Here is a 16820-nt window from a genome sequence, read left to right on the forward strand (position 1 = left end):
CGATGGCGCCAGCCCATTCAACACATCACTCAAATCCAGTCACAACCCCGATTTCAACCGACTGAACGCCCGAATCAACGCCCGGTTGAACGCCTTGCCATTGTCATTCTTGCTATACAACGAAGCCCGCACCTGCGCCGACGGATACGTCCCCGGATCATTACGAATCGCCGGGGCGATCAAGTCATCCGCCGCCGTGATCGCATTGGCGTAGTGAATGGTGTCGGTGATTGGCGCAATCACTTGCGGCGTCATGAGGTAATCCATCAACGCCAGCCCGGCCTCGGGATGCGGCGCATCCTTGGGAATGACCATGGCGTCGAACCAGATCAACGTGCCCTCCTTCGGTATCCGGTAGGTCAACGTGAACGGTTTTTTCGCGGCTTCTGCCTGGCCCGCCGCAATGGCCACGTTGCCATTCCACGACATCGCCACGCAGGTGTTGCCATTGGCCAGGTCGCTGATGTTCAGGTCATTGTCGAAGTAACGGATGTACGGCCGGATCTTCGTCAGTTGCTGCTCGGCCAGCTTCAGGTCATCGAGGTTCTGGCGGTTGATGTCCAGCCCCATGTACTTCATCACCGCGGCGAACACCTCGTTGGGATCGTTGAGCAAACTCACGCCGCAATCGGAAAATTTCGAGACCACCGCCGGATCGAACAGCATTGCCCAACTGTCCGTTGGCGCCTCCGGCAGGCGCTTTTTGACGGCCTCTTCCTGATAACCCACACCGGTCGTGCCCCAGGCATAAATCCCGGCGTAACGATTGCCCGGATCGAACACCGCCATGTGCTGGCGGAACTCTTCACCGACGCCGGCAAAGTGGGGCAACCGTTGCAGGTTCAAGGTTTGAATGGCACCGCTCTGGATCGCTCTGGACAAATGCTGCCCCGCCGTCAGCACCAGGTCATAACCACTGCGACCGGTGAGCAGTTTGGTCTCGACGGTTTCCAGGGAATCAAAATGATCGGCGATCACATGGATGCCGGTCTTTTTCTCGAAATTGGTCAGGGTATCCGGGGCCAGGTATTCGCCCCAGATGTACAGGTTCACCACCGGTCTGGCGCTGTCGGCAGCCTGCACACACAAGGGTGCAAGCACCAGCAATAACGCTTGAGTCAGTTTGTGCAGGCCCATGATCACACTCCTTTACCAGCGTATTGAGGCATGGTGATGCACGCGACGTTACCGCCGCCGAGCAGGATTTCCCTGGAGTTTTCGATGCCGACGATCTTGTGCTGCGGGAACAGCTCAGCCAGTGTCGCCAGTGCCACCTGATCGTTACGATCACCAAACAACGGCACCACGATCGAGGTGTTGCCGGCGTAGTAGTTGATATACGACGCGCAGATTTTGGTGCCGGCCTGACGGGCGTGGGTGCTGTCTTGCTGGTCCAGACCTTCGGCTTCTTCTGCAGTCCATTCCAGCACGTCGGGTTGTGGCAGTTTGTGTACGATCAACTCGCGGCCACGGCTGTCACGGGTGCTGCGAAGGACGTCGTAGGCTTCCTGATAGATTTCCCATTGCGGGTCATCGCGGTTGTCGGTCCATTGCAGCACCACTTCACCGGGACGCACGAAGCACGCGAGGTCGTCGACGTGACCGTCGGTTTCGTCGAACTTGCAACCGCGCGGCAGCCAGATGACTTGCTCGGCGCCGAGGTAGTCCGTCAGCCGCCGGGTGACTTCTTCCTTGCCCAGGTGCTGGTTGCGATTGCGGTTGAGCAGGCATTGTTCGGTGGTGAGGATGCTGCCCTGGCCGTCACTCTGGATGCCGCCGAGTTCGGCGATCAGCGGTGCGCGGTAGCGGTCGAAACGTTCGATTTCGAGGATCTTGCTGGCGATCTGGTCGTCCTTGTCCCACGGGTAATACAAGCCGCCATCGAGGCCGCCGTACGCGTTGAATTCGAAGTCGACGCCGCGTACTTCGCCGCTGGCGTCATTCACCACAAAGCACGGACCGCTGTCCCGGAACCAGGTGTCGTTGCAGGTCATTTCCACCACGCGAACTTGCGGCGGCAACTGACGGCGCGCCGTGGCGAATTGCGCGGCGGAGGCACACACGGTGACCGGTTCACTTTGAGAGATGGCGGTGACGATCTGCACCCAGACTTTCTGCGCCGGCTTGGCCCCGTTGCGCCAGACATCGGTGCGCTCCGGCCAGCCGAGCCAGCAACCGGCCTTGGTTTCGAATTCGCCGGGCAGGCGGAAGCCGTCTTGTTTTGGGGTGGTGTCGAGCGAACGTGCCATGGTCAAACCTCGTTGACGGGGATTGGAATGACCACAGGCTAAGGTCGTCGGCGCCCTCCTCACCAACGATGATTATTTCGGAATAGTTGAATTCAACTCATCAATCGATCAGCTGATCGTTGAACCATTCAAGCATCTGCGCCACAGCCGGACGCTCCAGGCGCACTCGTTCACACACCAGCGCGTATTGGCCCAGCGCAGTCATGCTTGAGGTAAACGGCCGGACCAGTCGACCGCTGAGCAAGTCTTCCTGCGCCGTGAGGTTATCGCCCATGGCCACGCCCTGTCCTTGGGCCGCGGCTTCCAGCGCGAGGCCGGCATGGGCGAAATACAACTGTCGGTCGGGGCGTAGATCGCCGGCATGACTGGTGAGCCAGGCGGTCCAGGTCTTGCCGTCCTGATCGTCGTGCAGCAGGCAGTGGCGCGCCAGGTCCTTCGGGGTTTTCAGGGCGCCCTGGTTGAACAGGCCGGGGCTGCACACCGGGAAGAACTGCAATGCCGGCAATGGCCGAACGAAGTACGCGCTGCTGTCCACCGGGCCGGTGCCGTAGGTGATGGCCAGATCGATGTCTTCCCCCGGCGCGGTGGCATCGATTGGTTGTTCGTAGAGGTGCAAGGTGATGTGCGGATAGCGCGCGTAGAAATCCGTGAGGCGACGCATCAACCACTTTTGCGCCAGCTCGGCCGTCACCGCCAGGCGCAACACCGCCAGCGACGACGGATCGCGCAGTTCATCGCAGGCTTCACCAATCAGTTCGAAGGCTTGCTGCAGGCTTTGCATCAGGCGCCCGGCGGCCATGGTCGGACGGATTTGCCGGCCTTCGCGGATGAACAGCGACACGCCCAGTTGCTCTTCGAGCTGGCGGATCTGATGGCTGACGGCGCTGTCGGTGACGCACAGCTCTGCGGCGGCCCGGCCGAAGTGGGCGTGGCGAGCGGCGCATTCGAAGGTTTTGAGGGCTGCAAGGGAAGGTAGTCGTCGCATGGGTCGGTTCCCGATTCGAGGTGCTCATGCTGACTTGGCGGGCGGTGGGCGTCCAGTGGGACCGTGTTTTCGTTTATCGCCAGCAGGCTAGCTCCCACAGTGGTCTCATGAACACTGGAGATCCAATGTGGGAGCTAGCCTGCTAGCGATAAGGCCAGAATATTCACCACCAAGCCACCCGCCCATCACCCTTCTTTATCCACCATGACATCCCCCAGAACCCGGCGCATGTTGATGCCTCAACCGGAGGGATTCGCCATGCTTGATGCACTCAAAAAGATCAACTCAACGTCCGCCTTCAACCGCTGGGCCGGTTTCGAGGTCACTCGCACCGAGCCGGGCGAGGTGGAACTGACCATGGCTTTTCGCGAGGCGGATATGGCGCAATACGCAGGTTTTCTGCATGCCGGCCTGATTGGCGCGCTGCTCGATACCGCCTGTGGGTTTGCGGCCGGAACGGTCGCTGGCAATGTCCTGGCATCGCATTTTTCGGTGAATTGCCTTGCACCCGCCGTCGGTGAAGTGTTCATTGCGCGCGGCCAGGTGGTGAAGTCTGGCAAGAAGCAGGTGTTTGCCCGTGCCGAACTGTTCGCACAAACAGGGGATCAGTTGAAGCTGGTGGCAACCGGCGATGCGATCCTGGTGCCGATCCAGCAATGAACCACCGGTTTTCGGGGCGGTCAGGGAAGTAACAGCCAATCATTTGGAGGTTCTGCCATGCGACTCGAAGGCTCCTGCCACTGCGGTGCCGTGTCGTTCAGTCTGACCAGCGCCCACCCCTACCCTTACCAACGTTGCTATTGCTCGATCTGCCGCAAGACCCAGGGCGGTGGCGGTTACTCGGTCAACATCGCGGGCGATGCCGCCAGCCTCAAGGTGCGCGGTCGCAAATCCATCGCGATCTATCACGCACGACTCAAGGACGAAGATGCCAAACGCGCACACCGCAGCACGGCAGAGCGGCACTTCTGCTCGGTGTGTGGCTCGGGCTTGTGGCTGTTCAGCCCTGAATGGCCGGAACTGATTCACCCGTTCGCCTCGGCCATTGATACGGCGTTGCCGGTGCCACCCGAGTACACGCACGTGATGCTCAATTCGAAAGCGCCGTGGGTGGAGGTTGCGGCGCATGCCGGTGATCGGCAGTGCGAGATCTGGCCCGAGGAGTCCATCGCACAGTGGCACGAGCGACTGGGTCTGGCTCACTAATCAAAACCTGGATTTTTTTCACACGGCAGTTCCCCTTTGCGTTTTTCGTTCGGTTAACCCTCAGAAGCCTTTCACTTACCGATCGATTCGATACAAAGGGATCTCCATGTCGCACCCAATTGCTGCGCGTTTTCGTTTTGCCCTGTGCCCCTTGGCACTGGCCCTTCCGGCCGCTCTGCTGAGCCTTGCCTCCACCGCCCACGCCGCCGAAACGGCCACCGGCAAAACGGCAGCCAAGGACGATGGCGCGCTGCAACTGGGTGCGACGAACATCAATGGTGTCGCCTTGGGCGCGACCACCGAGGACACCCATTCCTACACCACCGGCTCAACGTCTTCGGCCACCGGCCTGCCGTTATCGCTGCGTGAAACACCGCAATCGGTCACGGTGATTACCCGCCAGCAAATGGACGATCGCGGTGTGCAAAGCATCAGCGATGCGTTGCGTAACACCCCCGGTGTTTCGACGCAGAAATACGACAGCGACCGTACCGAGTTTTCCGCCCGCGGCTTTGCCATCACCAACTTCCAGTACGACGGGGTCAACCAGCCGTACGACGGTGTTTATGGGGAAAACCCGAACAACAGCGACGACTCGGCCAGCCTTGACCGCATCGAGGTCGTCAAGGGCGCGACCGGCCTGATGACCGGCGCTGGCGACCCGTCCGCCACCGTCAACCTGATCCGCAAGAAGCCGACCAAAGAGTTCAAGGCCTCGATCAGCGGCACCGCCGGTTCCTGGGACAATTACCGCACCTCCGGCGATATTTCCGGTTCGCTGACTGACTCGGGCAACGTGCGCGGGCGCTTTGTCGGCGTGTACCAGGACAAGGATTCCTACATTGACCACTACAGCCAGAAGAAAGACCTGTACTACGGCATCCTCGAAGCCGACCTGACCGACGATACCCTGCTGACATTCGGCATCGACAAGTCCAGCGCCACACCTCGCGGCAGTTCCTGGACCGGCAACCCGACGTATTTCTCCGACGGCGGCCGTACCGACTTCTCCCGCAGCTTCAACCCGGCGGCCGACTGGAGCCGCCGCGATTTCGACGAAATCACATACTTTGCCTCGCTGGAACAAGCGCTGGCCAACGACTGGAAATTCAAGGCCAGCCTCAGCGAGAAAACCACCGAACACGACACCCAACTGGCCTCGGCCAGCGGTGGCAACCCGAACCGCGATACCGGCGACGGCATGTTCCTCTTCTGGGGTCGCTGGGAAGGTCATCGCGTGCAGGACACCGCCGACGTGAACGTCTCCGGCCCCTTCTCACTGGGCGGTCGCGAGCATGACCTGGTGGCCGGCGTCATGACGTCCCACTCCCGCCAGACCGGTTCCACCTACGACACCAGCGCCTTCGAAATGGTCCCGGGGAGCATCTACGACTGGGACGGCCATCTGCCGAAACAGGAGTTCCCGGCCAACGGTAAATACGAACGCACCCAGAGCCAGAACGGTGTGTACCTCGCCACTCGCCTGCGCCCGACCGATGACCTGTCGGTCATCCTCGGCAGCCGCCTGAGCACCTTCAAGTACAACGAAGATTACCGCTACAACGTGGACTCACCGCTGGACGACACCCACGCGAGCTACAAGGAACACGGCGTCGTCACGCCTTACGCCGGCGTGGTCTATGACCTGAACGACGTGTACTCGGTATACGCCAGCTACACCTCGATCTATCAGCCACAGACCAACAAGGATGCCAGTGGCATGACCCTGGCACCGGTTGAAGGCGTCAGCTACGAAACCGGTCTGAAAGCCGCTTACCTCGATGGCCGGCTGAATGCCAGCCTGGCGTTGTTCCGTATCGAGCAGGACGGCGTCGCCGAGCAGACCGGCACCAACGCAATCACCAACGAAGGCATCTACAAAGCCGTCGACGGTACCACCACCAAAGGTGTGGAACTGGAACTGGCCGGCGAACTGGCCGATGGCTGGAACCTGATGGCCGGTTACACCTACGCACGCACCCGTGACAAAGACGAGCAGCGGATCTTCGGTTACCCGCTGTCCACCAGCAAACCCGAGCACGTTGTGCGCACGTTCACCACCTACCGCCTGCCTGGCGCCCTGGACAAAGTGACCGTTGGCGGCGGCATCAGCTGGCAGAGCGCTTTCTACGGCAAAATCTACAGCGCTCCCGCTGGCGACTACACCTGGATCAAACAGGGCGGCTACACCCTCGTGGACCTGATGACCCGTTACCAGTACAACGAGCACCTGAGCTTCACCGCCAACGCCAACAACATCTTCGACAAGAAGTACCTGACCGGCCTGGGCAACTTCGACACCACGTTCTACGGCGAGCCGCGCAACCTGATGCTGACCACCAAGTGGGACTTCTAAGCTGATTCTGTGGCGAGGGATTTACGCCCTCGCCACAGGCGACTCACCGCTCGCCAACCCCGTTCACAGTCTTTGACAGTTTTGCGACAAAGCTGCCAAAGATTGCCGGGCGGCACCCGCCTAGCATGGGCGCATCCACTATCTCCCAGGGTGCTCCCATGTTTCGTTCGCTGTATTTGCCGTTGACCTCTTTTTGCCTGCTCCTCCCCTCCACCTCCTTGTATGCCGAAGACTGGCACTACAGCCTGCGCGCCGGCGCTGCCAGTGCGCCGCGTTACAGCGGCAGTGATGAACGCGTAGTCGCGCCGTTGCTGGGCGGCGAAATCGTCAGCCCTTATGGTTTCTTTCTCGACACGCAAAAGGGTCTTGGCTGGGCGTTTGATGAAGACGACTTCGGCCTCAGCGTCTACGTCGGCGCAAGTGATGTGCGCAAGGACCGTAAAAGCGGTTTCAAGGGCTCGGATGAGCTCAACGGTATGGGCTCGATCAAGTCGCGCCCCTTGCTGGGGCTGGACGGGACCTATCACATGGGGCCGATCATTCTCGGCGCCAGTTATGAACATGCGCTTGAAGAAGACGAGGACGAACACGACACCGGCTCAGCCTGGAACCGATTGAAACTGAGCATCAGCGCGCCGTTTTATGAAGGTGACTACGGCAAGGTCGTCGGCAGCCTGAACAGTCAGTTCGGCGACAGCAATTACATGCGCACCTGGTATGGCGTGAGCAGCGCTCAGGCATCGCGCAGCAAGTTCAAGGCGTATGACACCAAAGGTGGCCTGGTGAGTCGGGGGGCGGATTTGACCTGGTCGCTGCCGATCAACGATGAATGGAGTTTTACCACGGTGCTGGCGGTGCAGTACCTGGGTGGTAAAGCGGCGGACAGTCCGATTGTCGAGCGTCGCTTGCAGACTTCGGTGGCTGGGCAGGTCGTTTACAGCTTTTGATTTGAGGGTGTTGCTGAAGGCCCCTTCGCGGGCAAGCCTCGCTCCTACGGGTTATGCGTCGATCATAAAAACACCGATAACCTGTAGGAGCGAGCGGTGCGGCGATCCGACTTGCCCGCGAAGGGGTCCGCAAGAGCAACACACATCTAATCCTGATGCACCCAGGTCATGCGAAACGACGCCCCGCCCCACGGCGAATCCGCCACTTGCACTTGCCCGCCATGAGACTGCGACACCCGCCGCACCAAGGCCAGGCCCAGGCCGAAGCCACCCGTGCGGCGATCCCGACTGGCGTCCAGGCGCGAGAACGGTTCGAAGATTTTCTCCCGCCCGTCCACCGGCACGCCCGGCCCGTCGTCGTTGACCTGGACTTCGTAATGATCCCCGGTGCGCACCAACGACACTTCCACTCGCTCTTCTGCATAGCGAATGGCATTGCGCAGCAGGTTGATCACCGCGCGCGCCATGAAGCGCGGCTCGATGCGCACCTCATCGACCCGACACTCGACAATCAGCAGTTGCACCCCGGCCGCCTCGGCTTCCAGCGCCACGCTGCCGACCACGCTGTCGAGCCAACTGTTGGCCTGAATATTCTCCCGGGTAATGACCGTAGCGCCGCGCTCAAGGCTGGCGTAGGTCAGCAGCTCCGAGACCATTTCTTCCAACTCGCCGAGGTCGGCGTACATGTCGGCAATCAGTTCGCGACGCTGGCTCGGATCGGATTGTTGCTTGAGCTGATCGAGTTCGAACGACAGCCGGGCAATCGGCGTGCGCAATTCATGGGATACCGCGTTGGTCAGCTCACGCTGATTGGCGATCAGGCCTTCGATGCGCGCAGCCATCAGGTTGAAATGCTCGGACAAGTCGCGAATGTTCGAGCGCTTGGACAGCTGGATTCGCGCCGACAGGTTGTTGTCGCCAAAGCGTTCGGCGGCGAGGCGCAGTTTCTCCAGATCTCGCCAGTGTGGGCGCACCCAGAATAACAACACGAAACCGATCATCACCGCGATCATCAAATAGGCCGCGGCAATGTAGAACGGCATCAGGCTCGGCTCGGCCGGCAGCTTGATGCTGAGCAACTGCGAACCGTCGTCAATGCGCGAGATGAACTGCGTGTACTTGTCACGCAGCACCAGCAGGCCTTGGGCCAACTCGGCTTTTTCCTGATCGGTCAGGGCCAGTTGATCCGTTTCGACCAGGCTCAAGCTCAAACCGTAGTGAGGGCGCACGGTTTCCAATTGGCGTTCCCGCGCCGGACCGTCCAGGCCGCGCAACTGCTCCACCAGCGACCAGGCCTGACCACGCACCGCCTCGCGGTTGTAGCTCTGCATTTGACCTGCGAGCAGCGCATCGAACGTGCGCTCGACAGTTTGCAACCCCAGTACCAGGCCAACCGTCATCATCACAAACAGACCGAGAAATAACCGCAGCATTTACAGCTCCCACGCGAACGGATTGAACAGGTAACCCTTGCCCCAGATGGTCTTGATGCACACCGGTTCACGCGGGTTGTCCTTGAGCTTGCCGCGCAACTTGCTGATGTAGACGTCGACGCTGCGGTTGAGGCCGTCGAAGGCGATCCCGCGCATGCGGTTGAGGATATCGTCGCGGGACAAAATCTTGCCCGCCGCGCTGGCCAGCAACCACAGCAATTCGAATTCCATGGTGGTCAGCTCGATGCCCTCACCCGCCAGGCGCACTTCGCGACAGCTGCGGTCGATGCTCAGATGGCCGAATTCCAGCGAGCTGCAGACTGTGCTGTCCGGCGTTTGCCGGCGTTGCAACGCACGCAGACGGGCCAGCAATACCGGCGGCTTGATCGGCTTGATCACATAGTCGTCGGCGCCGGATTCCAGGCCGAGGATGTGATCGAGGTCGTCTTCCTTGGCGGTGAGGATGACGATCGGCGTATCGGACACGCTGCGAATTTCGCGACACACGTGCAGGCCACTCTGGCCCGGCAGCATCAGGTCGAGTACAACGATTTTCGGTTTGAAGTCGAGGAACGCGGCCAACGCGAGGTCGCCGCGATGCACCTGTAACACTTCAAAGCCATGTTGGGACAGGAAGTGCGCGATCAGCCCGGCAAGCCTTTCGTCGTCTTCCACCAGCAGAACTTTGCCAAAACCCAGGTTATCCATAACGAACGCGTGCCAACTCTTGTGTGAAGTGGGCGGCATTATGGCGTCAATCAGCGTCGGGGCGGCGATTGCAGGCAGCAAAAACCGGCCTCTGGGGCCGGTTTTCAATGATCTTTCATACTCTTAAGAGTTTTTAACAAGTGCGCTGCAAAAGATCGCAACTAACTGTAGGAGCACGGCTTGCCGGCGAAGGCGATCTCAAGGACGCCTTCGCCGGCAAGCCGTGCTCCTACGGGTTATGCGGCGGCTGGAACACCGCTGTGAAAGCGGAATTCCACGTCCGGCGATTCGATCAGTTCCTGCTCGGCAGCGCGGACCCGCTCGATCACCTGAGCGATGTCCTTGGCGTCACCATACTGGTAGGCCAGTTTCAGGTAACCCTGGAAGTGCCGCGCCTCGCTTTTCAGCAGACCGAAGTAGAACTTGCCCAGTTCCTCGTCCAGATGCGGCACCAACGCCTCGAACCGCTCGCAGCTGCGGGCTTCGATAAACGCACCGACTACCAGGGTATCGACCAGCTTGACCGGTTCATGGCTGCGCACTACTTTGCGCAAGCCAGAGGCGTACCGCCCGGCCGACAGCTGGCGCAGCTCGATCTTGCGCTTCTTCATCAGGCGCATGACTTGTTCGTGGTGCACCAGCTCTTCCCGGGCGAGCCGCGACATCAGGTTGATCAGATCGACGTGGGAGTGATACTTGGCGATCAGGCTCAATGCCGTGCTGGCCGCCTTGAATTCGCAGTTCTTGTGGTCGATCAGCAAGGTTTCCTGATCGGCCAGTGCGGCCTGGACCCAGCCGTCCGGGGTGCGACAACCGAGGAACTCGTGAATTTCGGGAAGGATCATGGGGCTCACGGACATAAAGGTTCAAAACGAAGGGCGCCGATTATACCGGCCCGCCGCCAGACCACCAGCCACGACCGTTGATATGTATCAAGTCCCGGATGCGCGACCAGCAACTATAGTTGTGCAACGCCATGCTTTTTTTCCCTCTGGAGATCCCGATCATGCAAGCCATTCGCAGCATTCTGGTGGTCATCGAACCCGAACACTCGGAAAGCCTGGCGCTCAAACGGGCCAAGCTGATTGCCGGGGTAACCCAGGCTCATCTGCATCTGCTGGTGTGCGACCGCAAGCATGACCATAGCGGCATGCTTGGCGTGCTCAAGGCAGCACTGCTCGCGGATGGCTACAGCGTGACCACCGAGCAGGCGTGGAACGAAAGCCTGCACGAAACCATCGTCGATGTGCAGCAAGCCGAAGGTTGCGGGCTGGTGATCAAGCAGCATTACCCCGACAGCTCATTGAAAAAAGCCCTGCTGACCCCGGCGGACTGGAAACTGCTGCGTTACTGTCCGACTCCGGTGCTGCTGGTGAAAACCTCGAAACCCTGGGCAGGCGGTGTGGTCCTGGCGGCGATTGATGTCGGCAATACCGATGACGAACACCGTCACCTGCACAACATCATCATCGATCACGGTTATGACATCGCCAGTCTGGCCAAGGCGCATCTGCATGTGGTCAGCGCTCATCCTTCACCGATGCTGTCGGCGGCGGACCCTACGTTGCAGCTCAGCGAAACCATCGAGGCGCGTTACCGCGAACAGTGCATAGCGTTTCAAGCCGAGTTCGACATTGACAATGAGCACCTGCATATCGCGGAAGGTCCGGCGGATGTGTTGATTCCGTACATGGCCCACACGTTGGGCGCATCGGTGACCGTGATTGGCACGGTGGCGCGGTCCGGGATATCCGGCGCGTTGATCGGCAATACGGCGGAGGTGGTGTTGGATGCGGTGGAGAGCGATGTGCTGGTGTTGAAGCCGCAGGAAATTGAGGATCATCTGGAAGAGATGGTGTCTCATCATTGAGATTTGCGGTGCCCATCAGGGCGCCTTCGCGGGCAAGCCTCGCTCCTACAGGGTTACGTGTTCACCTGTAGGAGCGAGGCTTGCCCGCGAAGCTTTTAAAGGTTAACCACCGAACGCTTCCTTGAGGAACCCGGGCGCGATGTAACGCTGGTAATGCGCCTCGGAGAGCAAAAAGAACTCCCGATCAATCGCATCCCGCAGCTCCGGCAGGTTCCAGTCGCGAAACTCCGGCATCAACACCATCCCGTAGGCTTCCAGATTGTTGATCACCCGCGCGCCTCGGGCGATCAACTGATAGGCCCAGCAATATTCCGACTGATGCGGCACGAAGCGAATCTTGCGCTGCTCCAGTTGCAGACGCAGGCGCTGGGGATCGAAAACCTCCAGTTTGCTGGCCATCACCTGGGACAACAGTTGCTCCAGCCGCAGCCATACCGCGCGTTTTTCCTCCTCGTTGTAACCGTTCCAGTTGATCACTTCATGGTGGAAACGCTTGCAGCCACGGCAGACCAAGTCACCGTAAACAGTGGAGCAAAGGCCGACGCAGGGGGTCTTGATGGTCTGATTGGGCATAGGTCAACAAAGCACGGGAAAGCAGAACAGGCGGGCATGTTAGCCCTTTGTCTAACATTCATCACCCCTCAAAGTTGAGAGCCCAACTTACCTTTAAATTTTTTTTGCCGTAGAATCAGCCAGCCTTTTAAGGCGCCAATGTCCGTTAGAAGCTGTTTTCAAAGCGTCACGAGCACAGTCGTTCCTTCAGAGCGGTGTTGGCGAAGGGTTTTTCCAGCGGGGAAAAGCCCAACGCCAACCCTCATCAGCTCCCCGTTCTGCAGGCGTAAAACTTTGAAAGCAGCTTCTGTAAGGAATTGTCGGTAATTCTGGCTAAGTGGCCCACAACGCCACGCAGCGCATGAGTACGGCAATTTCGGGATGAGCGTCCCGGACACCCATTTGGGACCACTGATGAGGGTAATAACTGTGCTTGAAGCCTACCGCAAACATATCGAAGAGCGTGCAGCACTGGGTATCGTTCCCCAGCCGCTTAACGCCGAACAAACTGCAGGCCTGGTTGAGCTGCTGAAGAATCCCCCGGCTGGCGAAGAAGCTTTCCTCGTTGACCTGATCACCAATCGCATTCCGCCTGGCGTGGACGAAGCGGCCTATGTAAAGGCAGGTTTCCTGTCTGCCCTGGCCAAAGGCGAAGCCACTTCCCCTCTGATCGACAAGAAACGCGCTGTAGAACTGCTCGGCACCATGCAGGGCGGCTACAACATCGTGACCCTGGTTGACCTGCTCGACAACGCCGAACTGGCTGCTGTCGCTGCCGCTCAGCTCAAGCACACCCTGCTGATGTTCGATGCGTTCCACGACGTCGCGGAAAAAGCCCGCAACGGCAACGAACACGCCAAAGGCGTGATCCAGTCCTGGGCTGACGGCGAGTGGTTCCGCAACCGCCCTGTCCTGGCCGACAAGATCAGCCTGCGCGTGTTCAAGGTCACCGGCGAAACCAACACCGACGACCTGTCCCCTGCTCCGGACGCCTGGTCCCGCCCGGACATCCCGCTGCACGCCCTCGCCATGCTGAAAATGGCCCGCGAAGGCATCGTGCCTGACGTCCAGGGTGTCACCGGCCCGATGAAGCAGATCGAAGAAATGCGCGGTCAAGGCTTCCCTATCGCCTACGTCGGTGACGTGGTCGGTACCGGTTCTTCGCGTAAATCCGCCACCAACTCGGTGCTGTGGTTCTTCGGCGACGACGTTCCTTACGTGCCGAACAAGCGTGCCGGCGGTTTCTGCTTCGGCAGCAAAATCGCTCCGATCTTCTACAACACCATGGAAGATGCCGGCGCACTGCCGATCGAATTCGACGTTACCAACATGAACATGGGCGACGTGATCGACCTGTACCCGCATGCTGGCAAAGTCTGCAAACACGGCACCGACGAAGTCCTGACCACCTTCGAAATGAAGACCCCGGTCCTGTTGGACGAAGTTCGTGCCGGCGGCCGTATTCCGCTGATCATCGGTCGCGGTCTGACCGACAAGGCTCGTGCTGAACTGGGCCTGGGCCCTACCGATCTGTTCAAACTGCCTGAAGCACCTGTCGACACCGGCAAGGGCTACACCCTGGCACAGAAAATGGTCGGCAAGGCGTGCGGTCTGCCAGAAGGCAAAGGCGTTCGTCCTGGCACCTACTGCGAACCGAAAATGACCACCGTCGGCTCTCAGGACACCACCGGTCCGATGACCCGTGACGAACTGAAAGACCTGGCGTGCCTGGGCTTCTCGACCGATCTGGTAATGCAGTCCTTCTGCCACACCGCGGCTTACCCTAAGCCGATCGACGTGACCACCCACCACACCCTGCCAGACTTCATCATGACCCGCGGCGGCGTTTCCCTGCGTCCGGGCGACGGCATCATCCACAGCTGGCTGAACCGCATGCTGCTGCCGGACACCGTCGGTACCGGTGGTGACTCGCACACCCGTTTCCCGATGGGCATTTCGTTCCCGGCCGGTTCCGGTCTGGTAGCGTTCGCCGCCGCCACTGGCGTTATGCCGCTGGACATGCCGGAATCGATCCTGGTGCGCTTCAAAGGCAAAATGCAACCGGGCGTCACCCTGCGTGACCTGGTTCACGCCATTCCTTACTTCGCGATTCAGGCTGGCCTGCTGACTGTCGAGAAGAAAGGCAAGAAGAACGCCTTCTCCGGCCGCATCCTGGAAATCGAAGGCCTGGACAACCTGAGCATCGAACAGGCTTTCGAGCTGTCCGACGCCTCGGCTGAACGTTCGGCTGCCGGTTGCACCATCAAGCTGTCGAAAGAGTCGATCACCGAGTACCTGAACTCCAACATCACCCTGCTGCGCTGGATGATCGGCGAAGGCTACGGCGATGCACGTACCCTGGAACGTCGCGCTCAAGCGATGGAAGCCTGGGTTGCCAACCCAGAGTTGATGGTTGCCGATGCTGACGCCGAATACGCTGAAGTCATCGAAATCGACCTGGCCGACATCAAAGAGCCTGTGCTCTGCGCGCCGAACGATCCGGACGACGCCCGTCTGCTGTCCAGCGTTGCTGGCGAGAAGATCGACGAAGTGTTCATCGGTTCGTGCATGACCAACATCGGTCACTTCCGCGCTGCCGGTAAACTGCTGGATCAGGTCAAGGGTCAGCTGCCAACCCGTCTGTGGCTGTCGCCGCCGACCAAGATGGACGCTCACCAACTGACCGAAGAAGGCTACTACGGCATCTACGGCAAGGCTGGCGCACGCATGGAAATGCCAGGCTGCTCGCTGTGCATGGGTAACCAGGCACGTGTAGAGCCGAACTCGACTGTTGTGTCGACTTCGACCCGTAACTTCCCGAACCGTCTGGGTGACGGCGCGAACGTCTACCTGGCTTCGGCCGAGCTGGCGTCCGTTGCGTCCATCCTGGGTCGCCTGCCGACCGTCGAGGAGTACATGGAATACGCTGGCAAGATCGACAGCATGGCGGCTGATGTTTACCGCTACCTGTCCTTCGACCAGATCGCCGAGTTCCGTGAAGTTGCTGCGAACGCCAATATCCCGGTCGTTCAAGCCTAACGTTACAACGCTGTAAAAAACGCCGCCCATCGTGAGATGAGCGGCGTTTTTTTATGCCCGAAAGGTTTGCACCAATCCCCTGTGGGAGCGAGCCTGCTCGCGATAGCGGTGGGTCAGTCGATGCAGGAATTAACTGATCCACCGCTATCGCCGGCAAGCCGGTCTCGCTCCCACAGGGTTATGCGGATAGCTTCAGGGCTTGTTGGACGGCAACATCGACACTCAAGCCGCTGAGAATCACCTGCTCCAGCTCCTGCGCCGGCAACTTCGACAGCGCCGCTTTTGCCTGATGCTTGAGCCGCGCCAGGATCAGCAGTTTGTCCTCGGCGCGCACCTGCAAAAAGAACGCTTCCAGCGCTTCGATGCTGGTGCCGTCCAGATCCGGCGACTCTTCGAGACTGAGAATAACCGTATGCACCGGTGGCTGTGCATGCCGCGCCAGGCGCAATGCACCACCAAGAATGCGCTCCACATTGGCGAAAAACAGCGCCTCGCTGGGCCGCACGATCAGCACACCGGGGATTTCCTTCGCGTAGGGATGTCGTTGCAGGTCAATAAAATCGTGACCTCCGGCCATTTGCCCCAACACCTGGATGTCCGCCGACGACATCTGCTTGAGCATCAGCACCACGCTGATCGCCACTGCCAGCAGCAAGCCGTCAAGCACGCCCAGCACCAGCACCGCCGCTACCGCGCAAATCACCAGCAGGCGATCGCGACGCCAGATGAAATACCGGCCCAACGGTTGAAGGCTCAAGCCACGGGCCAAGGCATGAATGACGATGGCGGCCAGCACCGGCTCGGGAGTCAGGGCGATCCACGGCAACACCGTCAGGACGATGAGCAGCACCACCCCCGCCGCCACAATCCCGGCCAGACGCGAACCGGCCCCCGCCGCTTCATTGGCCGATGTCGCAGAATAACCAGCGCCTGCGGGCATCCCATGAAACAGTCCCGATAAAAGATTGGCCGCACCGAGGGCCAGCAGATCGCGGTTGGTAGACACCCGGTCGCCGTGTTTGAGCGCAAACGAGCTGATCGAGCCGTAAGACTCGGCATACAGGATCATCACCATGGCGAACGCGAGTTCACCCAAGCGCAACCAGTCAGTGAACGGCAACACCGGGTGCTGCGGCACTTCGAGGCTCAGATCGATGACGCCGATCAGCTTGACCCCGTAGGCTGGCAGGTTCAGCCATTGGCCCGCCGCGATGCCGAGCGTCACCACCAGCAAACCGCCTGGCAAACGCCTGACCCGCGCGCACAGCCACAACACCAGCAACGCCACCGCGCCGACCAATGCCCCGACTTTATTCCACTGCGGCCACTGCTCCAGCAGTTGCGGCAGGAAACGGATCAGGTTGCCGGTGCTCAAGTGGACGTCGACGATGCTCGCCACTTGCTTGAGGATGATGGTCACGGCCAGCCCCACTGCAAAGCCGCGCAGCACCGGTTTGGCGCTGAATGAGGTGACG

The 16820-nt window shown here is 60.1% G+C and carries 14 protein-coding genes; 6 read left to right on the forward strand and 8 right to left on the reverse strand.

Annotated features, from left to right (window positions below; all coding sequences use genetic code 11):
- Positions 1–39: 39 nt before the first annotated feature.
- From KGB27_RS12510 to KGB27_RS12520, 3 genes are all read right to left on the reverse strand, one after another.
- Positions 40–1137, reverse strand: a complete 1098-nt coding sequence (locus KGB27_RS12510; RefSeq protein WP_223554689.1) for an extracellular solute-binding protein — start codon at positions 1135–1137, stop codon at positions 40–42.
- 2 nt (positions 1138–1139) lie between these two features.
- Complete coding sequence (aguA, locus tag KGB27_RS12515; RefSeq protein ID WP_223434616.1) at positions 1140–2249, reverse strand: agmatine deiminase; 1110 nt, start codon at positions 2247–2249, stop codon at positions 1140–1142.
- A 100-nt stretch (positions 2250–2349) separates the two neighbouring features.
- On the reverse strand, positions 2350–3234 hold the full coding sequence (locus KGB27_RS12520; protein WP_223554691.1) for a LysR substrate-binding domain-containing protein: 885 nt from the start codon (positions 3232–3234) through the stop codon (positions 2350–2352).
- A 258-nt stretch (positions 3235–3492) separates the two neighbouring features.
- On the opposite strand from KGB27_RS12520, the gene KGB27_RS12525 reads away from it, so the two are divergent.
- The 4 genes from KGB27_RS12525 (at position 3493) to KGB27_RS12540 (ending at position 7743) form a co-directional block, all read left to right on the forward strand.
- Positions 3493–3894 carry a PaaI family thioesterase gene (locus KGB27_RS12525; RefSeq protein ID WP_008038201.1) on the forward strand — a complete coding sequence of 134 codons (402 nt, stop codon included), beginning with the start codon at positions 3493–3495 and terminating at the stop codon, positions 3892–3894.
- Between the two features lie 57 nt (positions 3895–3951).
- Complete coding sequence (locus KGB27_RS12530) at positions 3952–4440, forward strand: GFA family protein (protein ID WP_223450447.1); 489 nt, start codon at positions 3952–3954, stop codon at positions 4438–4440.
- A 106-nt stretch (positions 4441–4546) separates the two neighbouring features.
- Positions 4547–6796: a TonB-dependent siderophore receptor gene (locus tag KGB27_RS12535; protein WP_223554694.1), complete on the forward strand. Its 2250-nt coding sequence runs from the start codon at positions 4547–4549 to the stop codon at positions 6794–6796.
- 158 nt (positions 6797–6954) lie between these two features.
- Positions 6955–7743 carry a MipA/OmpV family protein gene (locus KGB27_RS12540; RefSeq protein ID WP_223554697.1) on the forward strand — a complete coding sequence of 263 codons (789 nt, stop codon included), beginning with the start codon at positions 6955–6957 and terminating at the stop codon, positions 7741–7743.
- A gap of 146 nt (positions 7744–7889) precedes the next feature.
- On the opposite strand, the gene KGB27_RS12545 is transcribed toward KGB27_RS12540, so the two are convergent.
- From KGB27_RS12545 to KGB27_RS12555, 3 genes are all read right to left on the reverse strand, one after another.
- Positions 7890–9176, reverse strand: coding sequence for an ATP-binding protein (locus KGB27_RS12545; RefSeq protein ID WP_223434619.1), 1287 nt, complete (start codon positions 9174–9176; stop codon positions 7890–7892).
- Positions 9177–9884, reverse strand: coding sequence for a winged helix-turn-helix domain-containing protein (locus tag KGB27_RS12550; protein ID WP_032828732.1), 708 nt, complete (start codon positions 9882–9884; stop codon positions 9177–9179). It abuts the gene before it with no gap.
- 236 nt (positions 9885–10120) lie between these two features.
- Positions 10121–10729, reverse strand: coding sequence for a tRNA-(ms[2]io[6]A)-hydroxylase (locus KGB27_RS12555; protein WP_008028695.1), 609 nt, complete (start codon positions 10727–10729; stop codon positions 10121–10123).
- Positions 10730–10890: 161 nt separating this feature from the next.
- Here KGB27_RS12555 and KGB27_RS12560 point away from each other — a divergent pair, with 161 nt between their 5' ends.
- A complete protein-coding gene (locus KGB27_RS12560; protein ID WP_008028696.1) occupies positions 10891–11754 on the forward strand; it encodes a universal stress protein in 864 nt (287 codons plus the stop codon).
- Positions 11755–11856: 102 nt separating this feature from the next.
- Here KGB27_RS12560 and KGB27_RS12565 read toward each other — a convergent pair whose 3' ends face one another.
- Positions 11857–12327, reverse strand: a complete 471-nt coding sequence (locus KGB27_RS12565; protein ID WP_008038194.1) for a DUF1289 domain-containing protein — start codon at positions 12325–12327, stop codon at positions 11857–11859.
- A 408-nt stretch (positions 12328–12735) separates the two neighbouring features.
- Between KGB27_RS12565 and acnB the strand changes: the two genes are divergently transcribed.
- The gene (acnB, locus tag KGB27_RS12570) at positions 12736–15345 is read left to right on the forward strand and encodes a bifunctional aconitate hydratase 2/2-methylisocitrate dehydratase (protein WP_032832425.1); all 2610 of its coding nucleotides are present in this window, start codon (positions 12736–12738) and stop codon (positions 15343–15345) included.
- 178 nt (positions 15346–15523) lie between these two features.
- On the opposite strand, the gene KGB27_RS12575 is transcribed toward acnB, so the two are convergent.
- Positions 15524–16820: SulP family inorganic anion transporter (locus tag KGB27_RS12575; RefSeq protein WP_223554699.1), on the reverse strand; the 1297-nt coding region annotated here is incomplete at its 5' end.

This window comes from Pseudomonas sp. BF-R-01 (genome assembly GCF_019946615.1).
Lineage (GTDB): Bacteria > Pseudomonadota > Gammaproteobacteria > Pseudomonadales > Pseudomonadaceae > Aquipseudomonas > Aquipseudomonas migulae.

Coding starts and splice junctions, on each gene's coding strand:
- KGB27_RS12510 (WP_223554689.1), bottom strand. CDS start 1,137: ATGGGCCTGCACAAACTGACTCAAGCGTTATTGCTGGTGCTTGCACCC.
- aguA (WP_223434616.1), bottom strand. CDS start 2,249: ATGGCACGTTCGCTCGACACCACCCCAAAACAAGACGGCTTCCGCCTG.
- KGB27_RS12520 (WP_223554691.1), bottom strand. CDS start 3,234: ATGCGACGACTACCTTCCCTTGCAGCCCTCAAAACCTTCGAATGCGCC.
- KGB27_RS12525 (WP_008038201.1), top strand. CDS start 3,493: ATGCTTGATGCACTCAAAAAGATCAACTCAACGTCCGCCTTCAACCGC.
- KGB27_RS12530 (WP_223450447.1), top strand. CDS start 3,952: ATGCGACTCGAAGGCTCCTGCCACTGCGGTGCCGTGTCGTTCAGTCTG.
- KGB27_RS12535 (WP_223554694.1), top strand. CDS start 4,547: ATGTCGCACCCAATTGCTGCGCGTTTTCGTTTTGCCCTGTGCCCCTTG.
- KGB27_RS12540 (WP_223554697.1), top strand. CDS start 6,955: ATGTTTCGTTCGCTGTATTTGCCGTTGACCTCTTTTTGCCTGCTCCTC.
- KGB27_RS12545 (WP_223434619.1), bottom strand. CDS start 9,176: ATGCTGCGGTTATTTCTCGGTCTGTTTGTGATGATGACGGTTGGCCTG.
- KGB27_RS12550 (WP_032828732.1), bottom strand. CDS start 9,884: ATGGATAACCTGGGTTTTGGCAAAGTTCTGCTGGTGGAAGACGACGAA.
- KGB27_RS12555 (WP_008028695.1), bottom strand. CDS start 10,729: ATGATCCTTCCCGAAATTCACGAGTTCCTCGGTTGTCGCACCCCGGAC.
- KGB27_RS12560 (WP_008028696.1), top strand. CDS start 10,891: ATGCAAGCCATTCGCAGCATTCTGGTGGTCATCGAACCCGAACACTCG.
- KGB27_RS12565 (WP_008038194.1), bottom strand. CDS start 12,327: ATGCCCAATCAGACCATCAAGACCCCCTGCGTCGGCCTTTGCTCCACT.